The 22,241-nt window shown below is 72.2% G+C and carries 16 protein-coding genes and 1 tRNA gene; 7 read left to right on the top strand and 10 right to left on the bottom strand.

All coding sequences use genetic code 11. The features are described from left to right. Window positions 1-24 precede the first annotated feature (24 nt). The 7 genes from glgB to BM041_RS25660 all read left to right on the top strand — a co-directional run bounded on the left by glgB (window position 25) and on the right by BM041_RS25660 (window position 13,000). Window positions 25-2,268, top strand: a complete 2,244-nt coding sequence (gene glgB, locus BM041_RS25690) for a 1,4-alpha-glucan branching protein GlgB (RefSeq protein WP_092962779.1) — start codon at window positions 25-27, stop codon at window positions 2,266-2,268. Then, window positions 2,258-3,529, top strand: a complete 1,272-nt coding sequence (gene glgC / locus BM041_RS25685; RefSeq protein WP_092962778.1) for a glucose-1-phosphate adenylyltransferase — start codon at window positions 2,258-2,260, stop codon at window positions 3,527-3,529. Before glgB ends, glgC begins: the two co-directional genes overlap by 11 nt. A 54-nt stretch (window positions 3,530-3,583) precedes the next feature. Beyond that, on the top strand, window positions 3,584-5,026 hold the full coding sequence (gene glgA / locus BM041_RS25680) for a glycogen synthase GlgA (RefSeq protein WP_092962777.1): 1,443 nt from the start codon (window positions 3,584-3,586) through the stop codon (window positions 5,024-5,026). Then, window positions 5,016-9,029: a glycogen debranching protein GlgX gene (gene glgX, locus BM041_RS25675; protein WP_092962776.1), complete on the top strand. Its 4,014-nt coding sequence runs from the start codon at window positions 5,016-5,018 to the stop codon at window positions 9,027-9,029. Before glgA ends, glgX begins: the two co-directional genes overlap by 11 nt. A gap of 54 nt (window positions 9,030-9,083) precedes the next feature. Then, window positions 9,084-10,184, top strand: coding sequence for an alpha-hydroxy acid oxidase (locus tag BM041_RS25670; RefSeq protein WP_092962775.1), 1,101 nt, complete (start codon window positions 9,084-9,086; stop codon window positions 10,182-10,184). A gap of 120 nt (window positions 10,185-10,304) precedes the next feature. Further along, window positions 10,305-12,314 (top strand): hypothetical protein, encoded by a 2,010-nt coding sequence (locus tag BM041_RS25665; protein ID WP_092962774.1) that lies wholly within the window; start codon window positions 10,305-10,307, stop codon window positions 12,312-12,314. After that, window positions 12,311-13,000 carry a sulfotransferase family protein gene (locus BM041_RS25660; RefSeq protein ID WP_092962773.1) on the top strand — a complete coding sequence of 230 codons (690 nt, stop codon included), beginning with the start codon at window positions 12,311-12,313 and terminating at the stop codon, window positions 12,998-13,000. Before BM041_RS25665 ends, BM041_RS25660 begins: the two co-directional genes overlap by 4 nt. A 7-nt stretch (window positions 13,001-13,007) precedes the next feature. On the opposite strand, the gene BM041_RS25655 is transcribed toward BM041_RS25660, so the two are convergent. The 10 genes from BM041_RS25655 to leuC form a co-directional block, all read right to left on the bottom strand. Continuing rightward, window positions 13,008-13,802, bottom strand: a complete 795-nt coding sequence (locus BM041_RS25655) for a 2-oxo acid dehydrogenase subunit E2 (protein ID WP_092962772.1) — start codon at window positions 13,800-13,802, stop codon at window positions 13,008-13,010. Further along, window positions 13,799-14,491, bottom strand: coding sequence for an ABC transporter ATP-binding protein (locus tag BM041_RS25650; RefSeq protein WP_092962771.1), 693 nt, complete (start codon window positions 14,489-14,491; stop codon window positions 13,799-13,801). Before BM041_RS25650 ends, BM041_RS25655 begins: the two co-directional genes overlap by 4 nt. After that, complete coding sequence (locus BM041_RS25645; RefSeq protein WP_092962770.1) at window positions 14,488-15,675, bottom strand: FtsX-like permease family protein; 1,188 nt, start codon at window positions 15,673-15,675, stop codon at window positions 14,488-14,490. Before BM041_RS25645 ends, BM041_RS25650 begins: the two co-directional genes overlap by 4 nt. 10 nt (window positions 15,676-15,685) lie before the next feature. Beyond that, a complete protein-coding gene (locus tag BM041_RS25640) occupies window positions 15,686-16,723 on the bottom strand; it encodes an efflux RND transporter periplasmic adaptor subunit (RefSeq protein ID WP_092962769.1) in 1,038 nt (345 codons plus the stop codon). Further along, window positions 16,720-17,295: a hypothetical protein gene (locus BM041_RS25635; RefSeq protein ID WP_092962768.1), complete on the bottom strand. Its 576-nt coding sequence runs from the start codon at window positions 17,293-17,295 to the stop codon at window positions 16,720-16,722. The genes BM041_RS25640 and BM041_RS25635 overlap by 4 nt, the downstream gene beginning before the upstream one ends. Then, window positions 17,292-18,653 (bottom strand): cytochrome P450, encoded by a 1,362-nt coding sequence (locus tag BM041_RS25630; protein ID WP_092962767.1) that lies wholly within the window; start codon window positions 18,651-18,653, stop codon window positions 17,292-17,294. The genes BM041_RS25635 and BM041_RS25630 overlap by 4 nt, the downstream gene beginning before the upstream one ends. Before the next feature lie 203 nt (window positions 18,654-18,856). Next, window positions 18,857-18,933, bottom strand: a tRNA-Arg gene (locus BM041_RS25625). Window positions 18,934-19,001: 68 nt separating this feature from the next. Then, window positions 19,002-20,114, bottom strand: a complete 1,113-nt coding sequence (gene leuB, locus BM041_RS25620) for a 3-isopropylmalate dehydrogenase (RefSeq protein WP_092962766.1) — start codon at window positions 20,112-20,114, stop codon at window positions 19,002-19,004. 60 nt (window positions 20,115-20,174) lie between these two features. Beyond that, window positions 20,175-20,795, bottom strand: a complete 621-nt coding sequence (leuD, locus tag BM041_RS25615; RefSeq protein ID WP_092962765.1) for a 3-isopropylmalate dehydratase small subunit — start codon at window positions 20,793-20,795, stop codon at window positions 20,175-20,177. Between the two features lies 1 nt (window position 20,796). Beyond that, a complete protein-coding gene (leuC, locus tag BM041_RS25610; RefSeq protein ID WP_092962764.1) occupies window positions 20,797-22,227 on the bottom strand; it encodes a 3-isopropylmalate dehydratase large subunit in 1,431 nt (476 codons plus the stop codon). Window positions 22,228-22,241: the final 14 nt, after the last annotated feature.

Below are 22,241 nucleotides of genomic sequence, written 5' to 3'. Positions count from 1 at the left end.
GCATGAAGCGGTGAGGGGTTGAGCATGGAGCCGTGGCGCGCACCGCAGGACGCGGTGGAGGCCCTGCTGGCCGCACGCCACGGCGACCCCTTCGCCATCCTTGGCCCCCATACGGCACCGGGCGGGATCGTCCTCCGCGCCCTGGTGCCGGATATCGAGGACCTGGCCGTGCTGCCCTGGGATGGGGGCGATGCCATCCCCCTGCCCCGCCGCCAGGGCGCCTTCTTCGAGGGGCTGCTGCCGGGCCGGGCGCCACCCTTCGGCTATCGCCTCCGCGCGCGGCACGAAGGGCGGGTCTGGGCCTTCGACGATCCCTACCGCTTCGGGGAGACGCTGGGGCCGCTCGATGACCATCTGGTGGTGGAAGGCACGCACCGCCGTGTGCACCGGCGGCTCGGCGCGCATGTGACGGTGCATGAGGGGGCGGAGGGTACGCGCTTCGCTGTCTGGGCGCCGAACGCCGCGCGGGTTTCCGTCGTCGGCGCCTTCAACGCCTGGGACGGCCGCTGCCATCCCATGCGCAAGCGCGTGGATAGCGGGCTGTGGGAGCTGTTCATCCCCGGCATCGGCGCCGGCGTAGCCTACAAATACGAGATCCTGGCGAAGGATGGCCAGGTGCTGCCGCTGAAGGCGGACCCGCTGGGCCGCGCGGCGGAGCTGCGCCCCTCCACCGCCTCCCTCGTGCCGCGCAACGATGACTTCCCCTGGGATGACGAGGATTTCGTGAAGGCGCGGGCCGTCACGCAATCCCGCCGCGCGGCGATCTCGATCTATGAGGTGCATGCGCCATCCTGGCGGCGGCACCCGGATGGGCGGTTCTATTCCTGGGACGAGCTGATCGGGACGCTGATCCCGCACGTCGCCTGGATGGGCTTCACGCATATCGAGCTGATGCCGGTGATGGAGCATCCCCTCGATGAAAGCTGGGGCTACCAGCCGATCGGGCTGCATGCGCCGACCGCGCGGCTCGGCGACCCCGCGGGCCTCAAGCGCTTCGTCGCCGCCTGCCACGCGCAGGGGATCGGCGTACTGCTGGACTGGGTGCCGGCGCATTTCCCGAAGGATGTGCACGGGCTTTCGCGCTTCGACGGGCAGACGCTGTATGAGGACCCGGACCCGCTGCGCGGCTTCCACAAGGCCTGGGGCACGGCGGTGTTCGACTATGGGCGGAAGGAAGTCGCGGCCTTCCTCGCCTCCAACGCGCTCTACTGGATGGAGGAGTTCCACGCCGACGGGCTTCGCGTCGATGCCGTCTCCACCATGGTGCATCTCGACCACGGGCGCGCCCCGGGGGAGTGGCGCCCCAACGCCGAAGGCGGCACCGAGAACCATGAGGCCGTGGCGTTCCTCCGCCAGGTGAACGCGCTGGTGGAGGAGGAACATCCCGGCGCGGTGATGGTGGCGGAGGAGGCGACCTCCTGGCCCGGCGTGTCGCGCCCCACGGGGGAAGGCGGCCTCGGCTTCCGCTTCAAGTGGAACATGGGGTGGATGAACGACACGCTGCGGTACCTGGCGATCGATCCCATCCACCGCCGCTGGCACCATGACCTCATCACCTTCGGGATGATGTACGCCTTCACCGAGGATTTCGTGCTGCCGCTGAGCCATGACGAGGTGGTGCACGGCAAGGGATCGCTGCTGGGACGCCTGCCCGGCGACGACTGGCAGCGATTCGCGACCTTGCGCGCCTACTACGCAATGATGTGGGCGCATCCCGGCAAGAAGCTGCTCTTCATGGGCGGCGAGATCGCGCAATGGCGCGAATGGTCGGAGGCGCGAGAGATCGACTGGTGGCTGCTGCAATACGCCCCCCACCAGGGCGTGCAGACCCTGGTCCGCGACCTCAACCTTCTGTACCGGTCGACACCAGCCCTGCACGCCAGGGATGCGGAGCCCGAGGGATTTCGCTGGATCAATGCGGATGACGAGGCGCGATCGATCTTTTCCTGGCTCCGCTTCGACGGAGAGGGTGGCGCACCGGTGGCAATGATCTGCAACATGACGCCGGTGCCGCATGCCGGCATCCGCTTCGGCCTGCCGCGCGCGGGCGCCTGGCGTGAAGTGCTGAACACCGATGCCGCCGTCTATGGCGGGTCAGGTGTCGGCAATATGGGGGGCGTGGTGGCGGAACGCGGGGCCTTCCAGGGCTTTCCCGCTTCCGCCACGGTGACGGTGCCGCCGCTCGGCACCATCTGGCTAATGGCGGAGGGTCCGGAGCCCGCGGAAGAGGCGCCGGCGGACGAGAAGGGGGAGAGCGATGCCGACTAGCAGGACCCAGGCGAGTGCGCCCCTGGCGCGGACGGCGATGGCCTTCGTGCTGGCGGGCGGACGGGGCTCGCGCCTCATGGAACTCACGGACCGGCGCGCCAAGCCCGCGGTCTATTTCGGCGGCAAGTCGCGGATCATCGACTTCGCGCTCTCCAACGCCATGAATTCCGGCATCCGGCGCCTGGCGGTGGCCACGCAGTACAAGGCGCACAGCCTGATCCGCCACCTCCAGCGCGGCTGGAACTTCCTGCGGCCGGAGCGGAACGAGACCTTCGACATCCTGCCCGCCAGCCAGCGTGGCGATGGCGCGAACTGGTACCTCGGCACCGCCGACGCCGTGTACCAGAACATCGACATCATCGAGGATCTGGCGCCGCGCCACATGGTGATCCTGGCCGGCGACCACATCTACAAGCAGGATTACGAACACATGCTGCAGCAGCATGTGGAATCCGGCGCCGACGTGACGGTCGGCTGCATCGCGGTGCCGCGCCTGGATGCGCGCGGCTTCGGCGTGATGCATGTGGACCCGGATGGCCGCATCGTCGCCTTCATGGAGAAGCCCAAGGACCCGCCCGGCATTCCGGGGCGGGAGGACCTGGCCCTCGCCTCCATGGGCATCTACGTGTTCGAGACGAAGTTCCTGTTCGACCAGTTGCGGCGCGATGCGGCGGACCCGCAGTCGCAGCGTGATTTCGGGCATGACATCATCCCGTACCTGGTGAAGCACGGGAAAGCCGTGGCGCATCGGTTCGAGCGGTCCTGCGTGCGGTCCCGCGCGGAATCGAAGCCCTATTGGCGCGATGTCGGCACGGTCGATGCCTATTGGGAGGCGAATATCGACCTCACCGACGTGGTGCCGGAACTCGACCTCTATGACCGGGACTGGCCCATCTGGACCTATGCGGAGGTCACGCCGCCGGCGAAGTTCGTGCATGACCTGGACGGACGCCGTGGCGAGGCGATCGCCTCGCTGGTGTCGGGCGGCTGCATCGTCTCCGGCGCCATGGCGCGAAAGTCGCTGATGTTCACGGGCGTGCACCTGCACAGCTTCGCCAAGATCGATGGCGCGGTGATCCTGCCCTATGTCGATGTCGGGCGCGGCGCGCGGCTGACCAATGTCGTGGTGGACCGCGGCGTGAAGATCCCCGAGGGCATGGTCGTCGGCGAGGATCCGGTGGAGGACGCGAAGCGCTTCCGCCGCACGGAAAAGGGCATCTGCCTCATCACCCAGGCGATGCTGGACCGCATCGCGCCGTGAGCGACCACGGGCGCAGGGACAGTGATGCGGGCGCCCGGCATTTGAGGGCATAGAATGAAGGTTCTCTCCGTCGCGTCGGAATGCGTGCCGCTGGTGAAGACCGGTGGGCTGGCCGATGTCGCCGGCGCGCTGCCGGCGGCGCTGGCGGCGGAGGGGGTGAAGGTCACGACCCTGTTGCCGGGCTATCCCGCCGTGATGGCGGCGCTGGGCGGCGGGCGGGCCCTGCGGCGGATCGATGACCTCTTCGGCGGCCCCGCGCGGTTGCAGCGCGGGGAGGCCGCGGGCCTCGACATCATCGCCATCGACGCGCCGCATCTCTTCGCCAGGCCGGGCAACCCGTATCTCGCGCCGCATGGCGGGGAATGGGGCGACAACGGCATCCGCTTCGCCGCCCTCGGCGCCATGGCGGCGCTGCTGGCGACGGGCGGCGTGCGCAACGTGGCCTTCGATGTCGTCCATGCGCATGACTGGCAGGCGGGGCTCGCGCCAGCCTATCTCCGCTTCGGCGCGAAGCGCGTGCCCTCCGTCTTCACCGTCCACAACCTGGCCTTCCAGGGGAAATTCCCGCTCGACCTCTTCCCGCGCCTCGGCCTGCCGCCGCAGGCGCTGTCGGTGGAGGGGCTGGAGTATTTCGGCACCGTCGGTTTTCTCAAATCGGGCCTCTGGTACGCGGACCGCATCACCACCGTCTCCCCCAGCTATGCCGCGGAGATCCGCACGCCGGAGGCCGGCATGGGGCTGGACGGGCTGCTGCGCGGCCGCGCGGGCGCGGTCTCCGGCATCCTGAACGGCATCGACACGGTGGAGTGGGACCCGGCGAAGGACCGCCACCTCGTCGCGAATTTTTCCGCCGAGGCGCTGGAAGGGCGGGCCGCCAACAAGGCGGCGCTGCAACGGCGGCTCGGGCTCGCGGAAGACCCGGACGCGCTGCTGATGGGCTTCGTGGGAAGGCTGACCTGGCAGAAGGGCGTGGACCTGATCCTGGGCGCCATCCCCGCCATCCTCGGATGCGGCGCGCAGCTCGCGCTGCTCGGCAGCGGGGAACGGGGCATCGAGGATGGCGCGCGGGGCGCGGCCTGGGCGCATCCCGGCCGGATCGGCGCCGAGATCGGCTATGATGAGGGCCTGGCCCGGCTGATCTATGGCGGCGCCGATGTCGTGCTGGTGCCGAGCCGGTTCGAGCCCTGCGGCCTCGCCCAGCTCTGCGCGCTGCGCTACGGCGCGGTGCCGCTGGTGGCCCATGTCGGCGGGCTGTCCGACACCGTCGTCGATGCGAATGAGATGGCGCTGGCGCAGGGCGTGGGCACGGGCGTGCATTTCTCCCCGGTGCAGCGGGAGATGCTGGAAGCCGCGGTGTGGCGCATGGCCGGGCTGTGGCGGGACCGCGACGGCTTCGCCCGGCTGCAGGCGAATGCGCTGGCCACCGATGTGTCCTGGACCCGATCCGCGAAGCGCTACGCCACGCTGTATCGCGACGCCATCGCCGATGCAGGCTGAGGCCAGCGCGGGTTTTCACGAGCCGCTCGGCGCGACGCCCGACGCGACGGGGGCGAATTTCGCCTATCCCGCGCCGGGGGCGGAGGCGGTGTTCGTCTGCGTCTTCGACGATGCCGACAGGGAAATCGCACGCATCCGCCTGCCGGGCCGGACCGGCGATGTGCATCACGGCCATGTCGCCGGGATCACCCCCGGCACACGCTACGGCCTGCGGGTGGAGGGGCCGTTCCAGCCCTGGCATGGCCATCGGTTCAACCCGCGAAAACTGCTCGTCGATCCCTGGGCGGTGGCGCTGGACCGGCGCTTCGCGCTGCACCCCGCCCTGTTCGACACGGCGGAGACGCCGGACGATGCAGACAGCGCGCCCTTCATGCCGAAGGCGGTGCTGACGGCGCCGTTGCCGCCCCTCCGCCGCCGCGCGCCGCGCGGGCCGCAGGTGATCTACGAATTGCATGTGAAGGGCTTCACCGCCGTCCATCCCGGCGTGCCGGGCCCGATCCGCGGCACCTTCGCGGGGCTCGGCCATCCCGCCGCCATCGAGCACCTGCGCGGCCTCGGCGTGACCTGCGTGGAGGTGATGCCGGCGGCGGCCTGGATCGATGAGAGGCATTTGCCGCCGCTGGGGCTGACCAACCACTGGGGCTACAACCCGGTGGCGCTGCTGGCGCCCGATCCGAAGCTGGCGCCGGGCGGCATGGCGGAGGTCCGCGCCGCCGTCGCGGCCTTGCAGGCGGCGGGCATCGCGGTGGTGCTGGATGTGGTGCTGAACCACAGCGGGGAAGGCGATCACCTCGGCCCCACTCTGTCGCTGAAGGGGCTGGGGAACGCGGCCTTCCACCGGCTGCGCGGCGATGACCCGCGACGCTACGTGGATGATGCGGGCTGCGGGAACGCGCTGGCGCTGGACCGGCCCTGGGGGCTGCGCCTGGCGATGGATGCGCTGCGGCACTGGGCGCAGCAGGCGGGGCTGGATGGCTTCCGCCTGGACCTGGCGACGACGCTGGCGCGGCGGGAGCATGGCTTCGATGCCGATGCGCCGATGATCCAGGCCATGCGCCAGGACCCCGTGCTGCGCGACCTGCTGATCATCGCGGAGCCCTGGGACATCGGCCGGGACGGCTATCAACTCGGGCGTTTTCCCCCGGGCTGGGGCGAATGGAACGATCGCTTCCGTGACGATGTGCGCCGCTTCTGGCGCGGCGATGGCGGCATGGTGGGGCGGCTTGCGACGCGCATCGCCGGTTCCGCCGATGCGTTCCGCGGGCGGTCTCTGGCGGACAGCGTCAACTTCGTGACGGCGCATGATGGCTTCACGCTGCGCGACCTCGTCAGCTTCACCGCCAAGCGCAACCACGGGAATGGCGAGGACAACCGCGACGGCACCGACGACAACAAATCCTGGAACGGTGGCGCGGAGGGGCCGAGCGATGACGCCGGCATCATCGCGCGCCGCCAGGCCGATGCGCGGGCGCTGCTGGCGACGCTGCTGCTGGCGCGCGGCATGCCGATGCTGGCGATGGGGGATGAGGCCGGGCGCAGCCAGGGCGGCAACAACAACGCCTATGCGCAGGACAACGCGACGACCTGGTTCGACTGGGCTGGCGCGGATGCGGGGCTGATCGACTTCACCCGGCGGCTGGTGGCGGCGCGGATCGCCCATCCCGCGCTGCATGACGGCGCGGCGCTGACCGGGGCGGCGGATGCGGATGGCGTGCCGGATGTCGCCTGGCTGCGGCCGGATGGCGCGCCGATGGATCGCTGGAATGACGGCGATTGCCGCGCGCTGGTCGCGGTGCTGCACAGCTGGGGCGATCGTTGCCTGGTGGCGCTGAATGCCGGCGACGCCGTGCCGCTCGCCCTGCCGCCTCCCCGCCCCGGCCATGCGTGGCGCCTGCTGGCCGACAGCAGCGCGCCGGCGGCGACATCCCTGCCCGGGGTGCTGCCGGCCCGCGCCGTGCTGCTGCTGGCGGAGGAAGCGCGCCGCGCCCCCGCCCCCGGCGACGACCCCGCGCTGCTGGCGCGGCTGGCCCGCGCGGCGGGCATCGCTCCGGTCTGGCACGAGATTTCGGGCCAGCGGCATGAGGTGCCGGCGGAGACGCTCCGCGCGCTGCTCCAGGCCATGGGCCTGCCCGCGGGCAGCACGGCGGAGCGGCGCGACAGCCTGGCGCGGCTCTCCGCGGCGCGGGCGCTGCCGGCTTCCGTCACCCTGCGCGCCGGCGACACGCTGCCGATGGCGCTGGCACACCGCCCGGTGATGCTCCGCATCGCCTGCGAGGATGGCAGCGAGCATCGCGTGGCGGTGCCGCCGGAGGCCGGGGAGACGCGGCGCCTGACGCGCCCCGATGGCTCCGCCGCCGCGGACCGCCTGGTGGCGCTGCCGCCGCTGCCGGAAGGGCGGCATGTCCTGTTCGATGAGGCCGCGCCGGATCGGCGCTGCCTGCTGACCGTGGCACCCGCGCGCTGCTTCCTGCCGCCGCTGCTGGACCGGCCGCGCTTCGGCATCGCCGCCCAGATCTATGCGCTGCGCGGCGCGGCAGACCAGGGGATCGGGGATTTCAGCGCGGTGGCGGAACTGGCGCGGGTGGCGCGGGACCAGGGGGCGGCGCTGCTGGGCCTCAGCCCGCCGCACGCGCTCTCGCCCATCGATCGCAGCCGGGCCAGCCCCTACCACCCCAGCGACCGCCGCTTCCTCGACCCGATCTTTATCAGTGTCTCCGCATTGCCGGGCGGCCACGCGCTGGGCGGGCTGGCGGCGGGTGCCAGCGTGGATCACGCGGCGGTCTGGACCGCCAAGCGCGCCGTGCTGCGCGCGGCCTGGGAAGCCGGGCCGCGCGGCGACCTGCCCGCGCCGGGCAGCGCGCTGGCGCGGTTCTGCACCTACGTCGCCATCGCGGAACAGCAGGGCCACACCGATGCGCGGCGCTGGCCCGCCGGGCTCAGCCATGGCGATGACAGCGGCATCGCGGATTTCGCCGCGCGCCACGCCGATGCCGTGGGCTTCGCCGCCTTCTGCCAGCGCCTGGCGGATGAGCAACTGGCGGAAGCCGGGCGCGCCGGGGCCGGGCTCTACCGCGACCTCGCCGTGGGGGCCGCACCGGACGGGGCGGAGATCTGGTCCGGCGATGCGCGCTTCCTGCCCGGCTTCTCCGTCGGCGCGCCGCCCGATCCCTTCAGCGCGGAGGGGCAGGTCTGGGCCCTGCCACCGCCCGATCCGCGCCACGCGATGGAAACCGGCCACGCCGCCTTCGCCGGGCTGATCCGGGCCAATATGCGCCACGCCGCGGCGCTGCGGGTGGACCATGTGCTCGGCCTGCGGCGCCTGTTCCTGGTGCCGGAGGGTGCCCGCGGGTCGGAGGGCGCCTACCTCGCCTATCCCTTCGCCGACATGCTCGGCCAGCTCGCCTTGGAAAGCACCCGCGCGCGCTGCCTGGTGGTGGGGGAGGACCTCGGCACGGTGCCGGAGGGGATCGGCCAGGCGCTGCAATCCGCCGATGTGCTGTCCTACCGCGTGCTGTGGTTCGAGAAGGAGGGCGCGCGCTTCAAGCCCCCCGCGCACTACCCGCCGCGCGCCGCCGCCTGCGTCGCGACGCATGATCTGGCAACGCTGGCGGGTTTCTGGACCGGCGCGGACCTCGATGAACGGGAAGGCCTGGGGCTGCTCGCCGATCCGGAGGCGGAGCGCGCGGCCCGCGCAGCAGACCGCGCCGCGCTCTGCACGCTGCTGGCGGCGGAGGCGCTGCTGCCGGCGGGCGCGGGGCCGGATGGCCCGATGGATGATGCCCTGGCCGCCGCGATCCACGCGCTGGTGGCGCGCACGCCTTCCGCCCTGATGCTGGTGCAGGCGGAGGATCTGGCCGGCGAGAGCATTGCCGTGAACCTGCCCGGCACCGACCGCGAACGCCCGAACTGGCGCCGCCGCCTGCCCGTGCCCGTCGCGCAGCTGGCGGCGCTGCCGCGCGCGCAGTCGATCCTTGCAACCCTGCGCGGCGCCCGCCCCGGCTAGGCCCCGCCTCACCCCCGTTGCACACTGCCGGAATCACGGGGGAGGGATCGCGCGATGTCGGCCGAAGGTCAGGAACGTTTCCAGACGCTGCATGAACTGGTGAAGGGCGCGAAGATCCGCCTCAACGCCAATATCTGGGACTACCTCGTCGGCGCGACCGAGACCGAGACGACGATGCAGCGCAACCGCGCCTCGCTCGATGCCTGGGCCTTCCGGCCACGGGTGCTGCGGGATGTCAGCACGGTGGACTGTACCGGCGATTTCCTCGGCAAGCGGCGCATCCGGCTGCCGGTGGCGCTCGCGCCTGTGGGCTCGCTCGACAGCTTCGATCCGGGTGGCGCCGCGACGGCGGGGCGGGCGGCTTCGGCCTTCGGGGTGCCGATCATCGTCAGCAGCGTGACGGAGCCGGGGCTGGAGGGCTCCGCCGCCGCGAACCCGGACGGGCCGAAGATCTTCCAGCTCTATGTCCGCGGCGGGCCGGACTTCATCGACAGCCACATCAAGCGGGCGATGGACAGCGGCTACGATGCCTTCGCCATCACGGTCGACACCGCCCATTACAGCCGCCGCGAACGCGACATCGCCAAGCGCTTCGTCAAGCACTGGCGGGCGCGAAGCGAGGGGATGAACCACCAGGCCGCCCTGTCCTGGGCCGATATCGCGCGCGTCCGCGCCGCCCATCCGAACGTCAAGCTGATCCTCAAGGGCATCGGCACCGCGGAGGATGCGGTGATGGCCGTCGAGCACGGGATCGATGTCGTCTACGTCTCCAACCACGGCGGCCGGCAGCTGGACCATGGGCGCGGGTCGCTGGCCGTGCTGCCGGAGGTGGTGGAGGCCGTGGGCGGCCGCGCGCGAGTGTGGATGGATGGCGGCATCAGCCGGGGCACGGATCTGGTGAAGGCCATCATCCTCGGCGCCGAACTGGTCGGCATCGGGCGGCTCTACTGCTACGGCCTGGCGGCGGCGGGGCAGGATGGCGTGCGGCGCGTGCTGGAACTGCTGGAGGATGAGGTGCAAACCTGCCTCGGCCTGCTCGGCGCCGCCAGCTTCGCGCAGGCGGATCGATCCATGCTGCATCCGGTGGCGCCGGTCACGATGCCGCATGTGCATTCCGCCTTCCCCCTGCTGGCGGAGCCGCATCGGGGGTATTGAACCGGGCGACCTTGCGGGGGGCGGCGCCGGGGTGGAATAGTCCGTGGCGCACAACCGGAGGCGGCCTCCCCGCTGCTGGCGCCTTGCGCCACCGCCTGCCCGCGACGACACCGAGGATCCGTGCGCCCCCATCGCCCCTCTGCCCCTGCCGCCGGTCGCTGCCTGGTCGTCGCCGCGCTTCTGCTGCTGCCGCTGGCGGCGGAGGCGCAGCAGCGCCCGGCCCGCCCCGCGCCGCGCCCGCCGGTCGCCACCCAGCCCCTGCCGGCGCCCCTTCCCGTGGCGCCGCCGCCGCTGGAACGCCGCATCGGGCTGGATGAACTCGGGCTGGAGGCCGGTCTCGCCTTCGGCACCGCGGGGCGGGAAGTGGCCTTCGCCATGCCGCGGGACATGCCGGGCCTGGCCGCCCGCGCCAGCCTGGGCTTCGACCTCGTCGCCCCCTTCGCCGGCCGCCAGGCGGTCGAGGTCTGGGCCAATGGACGGGTGCTGGCCAGCCGCGCCTTCGCGGAAGGCGAGACGCGCCTGACCATCGACCTGCCCATCCCGGCGGAGGACCTGGCGCGGGACGGCGCGGCGCTGCGCCTCGGCCTGCGGCTGGTGGACCAGGCCGGCGGCGCGCTGGCGACCTTGCGGGCGGACAGCCACCTGGCGCTGCTGCTGCCGGACGGCATGGCACCCTCCGTCGCCACCCTGTTCCGCCTGCTGCCGCGGCAGACCCAGGTGCTGACCCGTCCCGGCCCGCTGCCGGCGACGGAAGCCGCGGCGGCGCTGCGCATCGGCCTGGCGCTCGCGGGGTCGGGGCGGGAGGTGCGGATCGGCTCCGGCGCGCCGCCTGTCATCGAACGCGGGCCGGCGGGACAACGGCTCTGGACCACCGGCGCGGTGGTGGTGGGGCTCGGCCCTTCCGGCGCGGCGGTGCTGGACCTGGACGGAATGCCGGCGCTGGCGCTGGGCGGGCCGCAGCCCGAACGCGCGGCGGGGCTGCTGGACGGGCCGTGGCGGGATGCGGCGGCGGCGCCGACCCTCGGCGTGCGGGATGCCCGCGCGCCGGAGGAAGCGACGGCCGCCCTGCCCTTCGCCGCCCTGCCCTTCGCCGCGCTGCGCGGCGCCACGCTGCCGCAGGAAGGCGCGGCACCGGGCTGGGCGCTGGAATTCGCGCTGCGGGACCTGCCGGGGGGCGGGATGCCCTCCTCCATCGACCTCGCCTTCATGCGCACCCCCGACACCGCCGGGCGCAGCATCGCGACGGCGGTGCTGAACGACACGATGCTGGGCAGCGCGGCGCTGGCGGAGGGCAGCCCGGCCCGCATCAGCCTTCCCATCCCGCCCGCCCTGCTGCGGCTCGACAACCGGCTGGTGGTGACGCTGCAGCGCCCGGGGCCGGGCGGCGTGGCGCAGTTGCTGCCGGACAGCCTGCTCCGGCTTTCCCCCGCGCCACCTTCGCGCGACTTCCTCGGCCTGCCCAGCCGCTTCGCCGGCGGGGTGGAGGTGATCCTGGACGCACCGGAGGGGGGACCGGTGGCGGAGACGCTGAACCCCGTGCTGTGGCTGCTGCGCGGCCTGGTGCCCGCCGCCGCGCCCATCACCGTCTCGGTGCGGGAGGGCACGGCCCCCCCGCGCCCCACAGGCCCCTTCATCGCCATCACGGCGGAACCGCCGGCGGGCAGCCAGCCCGCGCTGCGCTTCGATGCGGGGCGGCTGACCCTGTCGGACCGGGACGGCAGGCCCCTGCTGGACCTGGAAGGCGCGCAGCGCATGATCGCCGCCCAATCGGTGGTGGCGGAGGGGGACCGCCCGGGCCTCTGGCTGCGGCTGCCGACGCTGATGCCCGCGCTGCCCGCCGCGGCGCCGCGGCTGGAACGGGGCGATGTGGCGCTGCTGGATGGGCAGGGCGTGGCCCTCGCCTGGTCCAGCGCCGCGCCCGTGCCGGAAGTCCGGCTGGCCTATGCCGAGGCGCCCAACCCCGCCGCCCCTGCCCCCGCCGCCCCTGCCCCCGCGATGCCGGGGACAGCCCAGGCCGAACGCTCCGCCATCCTGGTCTGGCGGCCCTATGTGCTGGCCGTGCTCTGGGTGCTGGGCTTCGCCCTGGTGGTCCATGCCTTCCTCCATCCACGGCGGGAGGCCGAGGCTTGATCCGTCCCACCCCGGCGCAGGTGGTCTTCATCCACCTGCCAAAGACCGGCGGCTTCGCCCTGCACGCCGCCCTGGCCAGGGCGCTGCCGCCCGACCGCGTGCTGCGCATCGGCGATGAGGTGGAGCACGCCGCCTTCCTCGCCATGGCGCCGGACCAGGTGGCGGGCCAGGCGCTGGTCAGCGGCCATGTCACGGTGAACGAGGCGCTGGAACGCGCCCGGCCCGATGCCCGCTTCGTCACCCTGCTGCGGGACCCCGTGGCGCGCCTGCTCTCCGCCTTCAACTACATGGCCACCTGGCGGGACCACCCGCTGCATGCCGAATTCCGTGACCGGGGGTTCGCCGAATTCATCCGGGAATCGGCCCAGGCCCTGCCCGCGGAAGCCTGCCGGCAACTGACCGGCGCCGGGACGGCGAAGGAGGCGATCCCGATCCTGGAGGGCTGCTACGCCCTGGTCGGCACCACGGCGCGGGTCGATGACGTATCCGCCCTTCTGCATCGCTGGCTGGGCGTGGCGCCGGGCCGGGTGGAGCGGGAGAACGTGACCGCCGGCCAGGGCCGCATCAACCTGGACAGCAGCACCTGCGAATTGCTGCTGGAGGTCACGCGGGAGGACCGCGCGCTGTTCGACCATGTGGCGCTGCGCCATGGCGGGTTGATGAAGCACCCCGGCGTGCCGGGCTGACGGCGCGTCAGCGCGCCTCCAGCAGCCCGGCCATCCCCTCCGCATCCGCCAGGCGCTGCTGCAGCGTGATGCAGAAGCGCGCCAGCGCGGCGCCGTCGATCACCGCGTGATCCATCGCGCCGCCCAGCGACAGCACGCGCCGCGGCGCCCCGCCCGCCACCGCGGGGCGCGTCTCGATCCCGCCCACCGCGATGGAGACGGTGAAGGGATTGGGCGGGAAGGCGACCATGCGGAAATCGAGGCCCGGGCGCTGCAGGCTGGTCAGCCCGATCGTGCCCTGGACGCGGCGCAGCAGATGCGGGTCCGCCGCGATCCGCCGCAGCACCAGCGCGCGCAGCGGCTTCGGCAGGCGCAGCAGGCGGCGGCGGCGCTTCACCTCCTCCGTCTGCGTCAGGTCGCCCTTCAGCGCGGCGCGCAACTCCGCATGGATCGTCATCACATCCTTGGTCTGCGCGGCGCGGATGGTCAGGCCCATGGGCAGGCGGGTGCCATCGGGCTGCTTGCGGTCCACCACCGTCGCCACATCGGCGTCGCGGAAGGCCACCAGCTTCTTCCCGTGGCGGAAGGTCAGCACCCCCGGGTTGCGGGCCGCCGCGAAGCCCACCGCTTCCACCAGCACGGCATGCAGCGACACCGCCTGCCGGTCCTGCCGCCGCAGCGTCGCCAGCCCGTCCATGATGCGGGTGACATCCGCCTCGATCATGCCGTGGAAGGTCAGCGGTCGATGCAGCGACAACATGCCGAGGATGAGGTCGCGCAGCGGCGGCCAGGGCCGTTCCGTGAAGTCGGGCGCCGCGGTCATGCCGCCTGTTCCGTCTGCTTCAGCACGCCATCCTCCATGTGCAGCCGCCGCGTCACCAGGTCGAGGCAGCGCTCGTCATGCGTTCCCATCACCACCGCGCAATCCCGGCCGCGCGTGAGCGCCGCGAGCAGCGTGACGACGGCGCGGCCGCTGGTGCCATCGAGGGAGGCGGTGGGTTCATCCGCCAGCACCAGCGATGGCCGCCGCACCAGCGCCCGTGCCACCGCCACGCGCTGCTGTTCGCCGCCCGACAGAAGCGCGGTGGAATCGCCGCCACGCCCGCCAAGGCCGACCGCCTCCAGCATGGCCAGCGCCGCCGCGCGGTCCCGCGCGCGATCGGCATCGGGCTGGCCATGCAGCGCGGCTTCCACATTCTCCAGCACGCTCAAGGACCGCAGCAGGTGATGGCGCTGGAAGACGAAGCCGATGCGCCGACGCAGCGCGCCCAGCGCCTTCGCCTCCAGCCCGCGGACATCCTGGCCCAGCAGGCGAAGGTCGCCTTCCTCCGGCACGCGCAGCGCGCCCAGCAAGGTCAGGAGCGTGGTCTTGCCCGATCCCGAGGGACCGGTGAGGGCGACGAAATCCCCCGCGCGCAGGTCGAGCGTGATGCCCCGCAGCACGGCGCGGCGCTGCGCCCCGCGGCCGAAGCCGTGGCTGACATCGCGGAGTTCGGCCAGCGGCGCCTTCATCCGAACAGTTCCAGCGGATCGGCGCGACGCAGGCGCAGCACCGCCATCCCCGCGGCCACCACCGCCATGGCGAGGCTGAGGGCCAGCACCATGGTCATGTCCGACCCGTGCAGGCCGATCGGCAGGCGCGTGACCTCCGCCGCCGCGCCGGTGACGGCAAGGGCAAGGCCGAGCGCCGGCAGATAGGTGAGCAACGCGATGGCGACCGCCGCCTGCGCCACCACCGCCGCCAGGAAGGCCGGGCGGTAGCCCTGCGCCAGCAGCACCGCATAGTCCGGCAGGTTGGCATCCACGAGGCCGTTCAGCACCTGGAGGATGAAGACCACGCCCACCGCGACGCCGACCAGCAGCCCCACATTGAAGATCACGCCGATCGGCGTGCGGCTGGCGTAGAAGCGCCGTTCCTCCGCCAGGTAATCCGCCCGGGTCATCACCCGCGCCCGGCCATCCAGCCGCGCGGCGATCGCCACCGCCACGGGCGCCGCCGCCACCCCCGGCTCCAGCCGCACCAGCCCGATCGAGACGCGGTCCAGCGGCACGCCGAGCGTGGCATGGAGCGTCAGGTCGCTCATCAACAGGGTGCCGTCGATGGTGAAGGAGGGGCCGAGGGTGAAGAGGCCCCGCAGGGAGAGCACCGGCGCGAGATCCGCCGTCGGCGCATAGACCGGCAGGCGGACGAAGCCGGCTTCCGCCACCCGCGCCACCACGCCACGGAATTCCTGCCGCGACAGCCGGTCCAGGAAGGCGGTCTCCGGCACGGAGAGGGCTCGCTGCGCCTCGGCCAGGCCCGGCAGGTCGAGCACCCGGGCGGCGGGGTCGATGCCGAGCAGCCAGACGGAGAGGTTGCCCCCCGTCTCCGGGCTGCGGACCTGGCCGCTATAGGCGTAGAGGCTGGCGGTTTCGGCCACCCCCGCGACCCCCGCGGCATCGCGCAGCGCCGCGCGCGGGAACCAGGGGGGGGAGAAGGTGAGCGCGCGATAGCCCGGGCTGACCAGCACCAGATCCGCCGCCAGCGCCCGCGGCAGGGCCAGCGCGCTGTCATACAGCCCGTTCCGGAAACCCACCTGCACCAGCATCAGCATGACCGCGACGGCAACGCCGGCCAGCGCGGCGAGGGAAGCCAGCGCCCGGTAGCGCAGCTGGCGGAAGGCCAGCAGGGCGGCGAAGCGCGCCAATTCCGTCACCTCGGCGCCTTCATGGGCGCGGCGGCGCGAGCGGCAGCCGCACCTCCACCTCCGCCCCCACCACCGGCGGCAGCGCGCCGAGGGGGCTGATCGTGACCTCGACGATCCGGGCATCGCGGCCGACCAGCACGTCCGAACTCGTGCGGCGCTGGCGCATGACCTGGCGGCCGACGCGTTCGACCCGGCCTTCCACCGGCGCGGCCAGCACCCGGCCCGTGATGCGGGCGGCCTGGCCGGGGAGGATGCGCGGCGCATCGGCCTCCTCCACCTCCGCCACCACCACCAGGCGGTCGAGCGCGGCCATCTGGAGGATGCCTTCATCCCCGATGCTCTCCCCGCCCCGGCGCAGCAGCGCCAGCACCGTCCCGGCGAAGGGGGCGCGGATGCTGGCGCGGGCCAGCTCGGCCTCGGCCTCCGCCACCGCGGCGCGCTGCACGGCGGTGCGGGCGGCGGCGGCGAGGCGATCCTCCTGCCGCACCTCGCTGAGCGCGCGGAGTTCGGCTTCCGCCTGGCGCAAGGCGGCCTCCGCGCGGTCCAGCTCCGCCTGGCGCTGTTCCAGCGTGGCCTGGGTGGCGATGCTGGTGGCGCGAAGCGTGACGACGCGGGCGTGTTCCTGCCGCGCGAGGGTCAGCTCCGCCTCCCGCGCCCGGACCAGGGCCCGCTGGGCGAGGATCACGCCGGGCTTGGCCGGGGCGGCGACCTGCGCTTCCTCGGCCAGCGCCAAGGCGAGGCGCGCGCGCGCGGCCTCCGCCTGCGCCGCCGCCACCGCATGGGTATCGAGCAGCGCGACGACCTGGCCGGCGGCGATGTCATCGCCTTCCTGCACCAGCACGCGGCCGAGCACGCTGCGGAAGGGGCCATGCAGGGCGATGACGCGCCCTTCCGGCTCGATCCGCCCGCGGGCGACCAGGCTGGCGGCGGCGGGCTGGGGGCTGGGCTGGGCGGCGGGGGCGGGCCCTTCGCCCTGGGCCAGGACCATCGCGCCCGCCACCACCACCGCGGCCAGCACCAGCAGCAGGGGGCGGCGCGGGGGAGGCGGCGCGGTCATCCGCCCGCGCCCTGCCCCCGGGGCTGGGAGAAATCCGCCGTGAAGTCGAAGCGCAGCAGGTAGCGCGCCTCCCCATCCAGCCAGCGTTCCTGCGTGACCTCCGTCCCGAAGCGGCCATAGGCCGCCAGCGGGCGGCGGCGGGCGGTGCCGTAGCCGTAGCGCAGGCCGCGGGCGCGCAGATCCGCGTAGCAGGCGCGACGGAAGCGCAGCGCGCCGCGCAGGTCGCGCGGGCCGGCCGAGAAGAAGGTCAGCATCTCCGCGATTCCGGGCTCCGCGGGCAGGGTGAAGCCGAAGCGTGCGGCCTGCACGGTGCGGAGCGCCAGGTTCACGGCGAGCCCGCGCTGCACCTCGCCCCCCGCATCCCGCAACACATAGACCACCTGCTCCGCATAGGGCACCGGCGCCGCGATGCGCCCCGCCGCATCGTCCCAGACCCAGAGGCGACGCAGCAGCCCGGCCGGGCGGATGGGTTCGAAGGCGCGGTAGAAGGCCTGTTCATAGGCCCGGATCGCGGAGGGGTCGCCGGTGTCCAGCACCTCGAACCCCGCCAGGGTGGGGGGCGTGATCCTCATGCCAGGGGCACCGCCTTCAACCGGATGGGGCGGTCCGGCGCCAGCGTCGTGCGGCCGCGCATGCCGACGGGCGCCTCCTCCGTCAGTTCAAGCCGGCAGTGCCGCACCATGGCCAGCAGGGCCACCACCAGTTCCAGGTCGGCGAAGTGGTTGCCGATGCATTGGTGCCGGCCCCAGGCATAGGGCAGCAGGTTGCGCCGGTCCGCCGCGGCGGCGCCGAGGAAGCGGTCGGGGCGGAATGCCTCCGGCACCTCCCACAGATCGGGGCTGCGATGGATGGCGAAGATGGAGACGACGACGGTGGTGCCCGCGCGGATGCGGAAGCCGCCGAGATCGTCATCGGCGGCGCAATCGCGGCCCATGTTGTAGACCGGGGGGAAGAGGCGCATCGCCTCCTCCACCACCGCTGCGGCATAGGGCAGGCGTGGCAGGTCGGCGGGCCCGGGCGCGCGGTCGCCCAGCACCGGGGCGGCTTCGTCGCGCAGCGCCTGCGCGACCTGCGGATGGAGGGCCAGGAGGTACATCAGCCAGGTCAGGGCGGTTGCCGTCGTCTCGAACCCCGCGGCGAACAGCGTCTTGAGTTCGTTCAGCAGCGCCTGGCGCGGCAGGGGCGGGTCATCGGGCCGGCCGCGGATGAGCGCGGTGAGAAGGTCATCGGGCTGCGCGTCCGGCGCCGCGAGGCGGCGGTCCAGCGCCTCGCCCAGGAAGGCTTCCAGCGTGCGGCGCGTGGCGTTGACGGCCCGGTTGACCGGCACGGGCACCCAGAGCGGCCAGCGAAGCAGCGACCAGTTGCGGCGCATGAGCTGCGCCAGGCAATCCTGCACCGCGGCCACGAAGGCGCTGCCCTGCCCCTCCCCGATCCGCTGCGACAGCAGCACGCCGCCGATGACGCGAATGGCGATGCGTCCCGCCTGTTCCGCCGCATCGATGGGCGCGCCGGTCCAGCCCGCCAGCGTCTCCCGCATCACCGCATCGGTGGTGGTGGCGAGGGTGCCGAGGCGATCGGCCCGGAAGGAGGGCTGCATCCGGCGGCGGCGGGCGCGCCAGACCTCGCCTTCCGTCGCCAGCAGGCCATCGCCGATGACCGCGCCGAGGTTGCGGTTGATCCGGCCGCGGGGATAGCGGTCCGCGCGCGTGACCAGGACTTCCCGCGCCAGATCGGGGCGCCCGACAGCGACGATGCGCCGCGGGCCGAGCCGGATGCCGACCAGGCCGCCATGGGCCTGCAGGGCGGCGGCGGGAAAGCTGTGCGGTGCGGCCGCCATGGCCGCCAGATGGCCGAGCAGCCCGCCGCCCGGCAACGCGGGAACGTCCGGAACAAGGGCGGCTTGGGGCGCGCGGTTGGTGGCAGGGGTCATTCTGGGGCCAAAATGCCCGAGATCGCCCCGCGGGCATAGCTCAACCGGCACGTGTCGGGATGGTCCCCGGACAGCAATCCAGGTTGATCTGGCGTATCGCCCGCTGCGTCCCGCGGTTACCCGCGCCGGGCCATCGCGTGGCCCAGAAACGAATAAAGCCGCGGCTGATGCCGCGGCTTGCGCAGTAACTCAGGGGTGGGTGATGGCGGACCCGAAGAGATTCGAACTCCTAACCCCCAGATCCGTAGTCTGGTGCTCTATCCAATTGAGCTACGGGTCCGCACGGGGGGCGATTTAGCGGGACGGGCGGGGGGGCGCAACCCCTCCGCCCATCCCTTGTCACCAATTTTACGCCGAGAGCTTTTCCAGCTCCCGCAGCACGGCCTCACCCATCACGGTCGTGCCGACGCGGGCGCGGCCGGTGGACATGATGTCGGCGGTGCGGAGGCCACCGGCCAGCACCTTCTCCACCGCCGTCTCGATCAGCTTCGCATCCTCATCCATGCCGAAGGACAGGCGCAGCAGCATGGCGAAGGACAGGATCTGCGCGCAGGGATTGGCGACACCCTTGCCCGCGATGTCCGGCGCGCTGCCATGGATGGGTTCGTACAGCGCATGCCGCTTGCCGGAAGGCTGCACGGCGCCGAGCGTGGCGGAGGGCAGCATGCCGAGCGAGCCGGTCAGCGCCGCCGCCAGGTCGGACAGCACGTCGCCGAACAAATTGCCGCCGAGGATGACGTCGAACTGCTTCGGGCGGCTCGCCAGCTGCATCGCGCAATTGTCGGCATACATGTGCTGCAGCTCGACATCCGGGTATTCCGCCGCGCCCACTTCGCCGACCACGGCGCGCCAGAGGCGGCCGGACTGCATGACGTTGGCCTTCTCCACGCTGGTCAGCTTGCGGCTACGCTTGCGGGCGATGTCGAAGGCGACGCGCGCGACGCGGGCGATCTCGTCCTCGGAATAGATTTCCGTGTCGATGCCGACGCGCCTTCCCTGCTCATTCACATGGATGCCGCGGGGCTCGCCGAAATAGATGCCGCCCGTCGTCTCCCGCACGATCATGATGTCGAGCCCGCGGACCAGTTCCGGGCGGAGCGCGGAGGCATCGGCGAGCGGGTCGAGCACGACGGCGGGACGCAGGTTGGCAAACAGGCCAAGGTCCTTGCGCAGCCGCAGGATGCCGAGTTCCGGGCGCTGGTCGAAGGGCAGACTGTCCCACTTCGGCCCGCCGACGGAGCCGAACAGCACGGCATCGGCTTCGGCGGCGGCGGCCACCGTCTCATCCGGGCAGGGGCTGCCGGTGGCGTCCAGCGCGGCGCCACCGACGACACCTTCCTTCACCTCGAAGGTCACGGAACGGCGGCGATCCATCCAGTCGATGATGCGGCGCACTTCGCGCATCACCTCGGGGCCGATCCCGTCGCCGGGAAGGATGAGGAGCTTCTTGTTCGCGGGCATGGATGCGGTGGTCCTGGGGACGGTCGTGGAAGTGCGGGGGCCGCGGCCCCCGCCCGATGGTCAGACCTTGGCGTCGTAGAGCCAGGGCTGCGCCGCGCGCTGCTTCGCCTCGAACCCATCGATGGCGGGCGCGTGCTGCATGGTCTGGCCGATATCGTCGAGGCCGTTCAGCAGCAAATGGCGGCGGAAGGGGTCGATGGTGAAGGGGATCTCCTCCCCATTCGGGCGCACCACCACCTGGCGTTCCAGGTCGATGGTGATGCGGGAATTGGCGCCGAGGCGCGCATCCTCCATCAACTGTTCGCAGATCTCCCGCGGCAGCTTCACCGGCAGCACGCCGTTCTTGAAGCTGTTGTTGTGGAAGATGTCCGCGAAATCGGGCGCGATGACGCAGCGGATGCCGAAATCAAGCAGCGCCCAGGGGGCGTGTTCGCGCGAGGAGCCGCAGCCGAAATTCTCGTAGGCGACCAGGATCTCCGCCTGCCGGTAGGGCTCCTGGTTCAGCACGAAATCCGGCTTCTCCGACCCGTCATCCTCGTAGCGCATGTTCGCGAACAGGTGCTTGCCGAGCCCCGTGCGCTGGATGGTCTTCAGGAAGCGGCCGGGGATGATCTTGTCGGTGTCGACATTGGCCAGCGGCATCGGCGCCGCGATGCCGGTGAGCGTGGTGAAGGCCCTCATCTCACACGCCCTCCTTCGGCTGGTAGTCGCGCACATCGACAAAGTGGCCCGCGATCGCCGCCGCCGCCGCCATGGCGGGGGAGACGAGGTGGGTGCGGCCGCCCATGCCCTGGCGCCCCTCGAAGTTGCGGTTGGACGTGCTGGCGCTGCGCTGGCCGGGCTTCAGCTTGTCCGGGTTCATGCCGAGGCACATGGAACACCCGGCTTCCCGCCATTCGAAGCCCGCTTCGAGCAGGATCTTGTCCAGCCCCTCGGCTTCCGCCGCTTCCTTCACCAGGCCGGAGCCCGGCACGACAAGCGCGCGGACATGGGAGGCAACCTTGCGGCCCTTCGCGATGGCGGCGGCGGCGCGGATGTCCTCGATCCGGCTGTTGGTGCAGGAGCCCACGAAGACGACATCGACCTTGAGGTCGGTCAGCTTCTGGCCTGGTGTCAGTCCCATGTAGTCGACCATGCGCTGCACCTGCGCGCGCCGCGCCTCATCCGCGATGTCGGCGGGGTTCGGCACGCTGCCGGTGACCGGCAGCACATCCTCGGGGCTCGTGCCCCAGGTCATCTGCGGGACGATCGTGGCAGCGTCGAGCGTGACTTCCTTGTCGAAGACGGCGCCTTCGTCAGAGGGCAGGGTCTTCCACCAGGCGACGGCGCGGTCATAGGCCTCGCCCTTCGGCGCGAAGGGGCGGCCCTTCACGTAGTCGAAAGTGGTCTGGTCCGGCGCCACCATGCCGGCACGGGCGCCGGCCTCGATCGACATGTTGCAGACCGTCATCCGGCCCGCCATGTCGAGCGCGCGGATCGCCTCGCCGGCGAATTCGATGACATGGCCGGTGCCGCCGGCGGTGCCGATCTTGCCGATGATGGCCAGCACGATGTCCTTGGCGGTGCAGCCCGCGGGCAGCTTGCCGTCCACCCTCACGCGCATGTTCTTCGCGGGCTTCTGCAGCAGCGTCTGGGTGGCGAGCACGTGCTCGACCTCCGACGTGCCGATGCCGAAGGCCAGTGCGCCCATGGCGCCATGGGTGGAGGTGTGGCTGTCGCCGCAGACGATCGTCATGCCGGGCAGGCTCAGGCCCAGTTCCGGGCCGATGACGTGGACGATGCCCTGGCGCTTGTCGGTCAGCGGGATGTAGGGGATGCCGAAGGCCTTGACGTTGGCTTCCAGCGTCTCGACCTGCGTGCGGCTCTCGGGGTCCTCGATGGTGCCGTAGCGGCTGGCATCGGTGGCGATGTTGTGGTCCACGACGGCGATCGTCGCATCCGGGCGGCGCACCTTGCGGCCGGCAAGCCTGAGGCCTTCAAAGGCCTGCGGGCTCGTCACCTCATGCGTGAGGTGCTTGTCGATGTAGAGAACCGCGGTGCCGTCGGGCAGCGCCTCGACGACATGCGCATCCCAGATCTTGTCGAACAACGTACGCGGCTTCGTGGCCGACATTCCCGATTTCCCCC

This window comes from Falsiroseomonas stagni DSM 19981, assembly GCF_900114315.1.
GTDB classification, from domain to species: domain Bacteria; phylum Pseudomonadota; class Alphaproteobacteria; order Acetobacterales; family Acetobacteraceae; genus Falsiroseomonas; species Falsiroseomonas stagni.
This window is presented reverse-complemented; position numbering and strand designations above follow the sequence as displayed.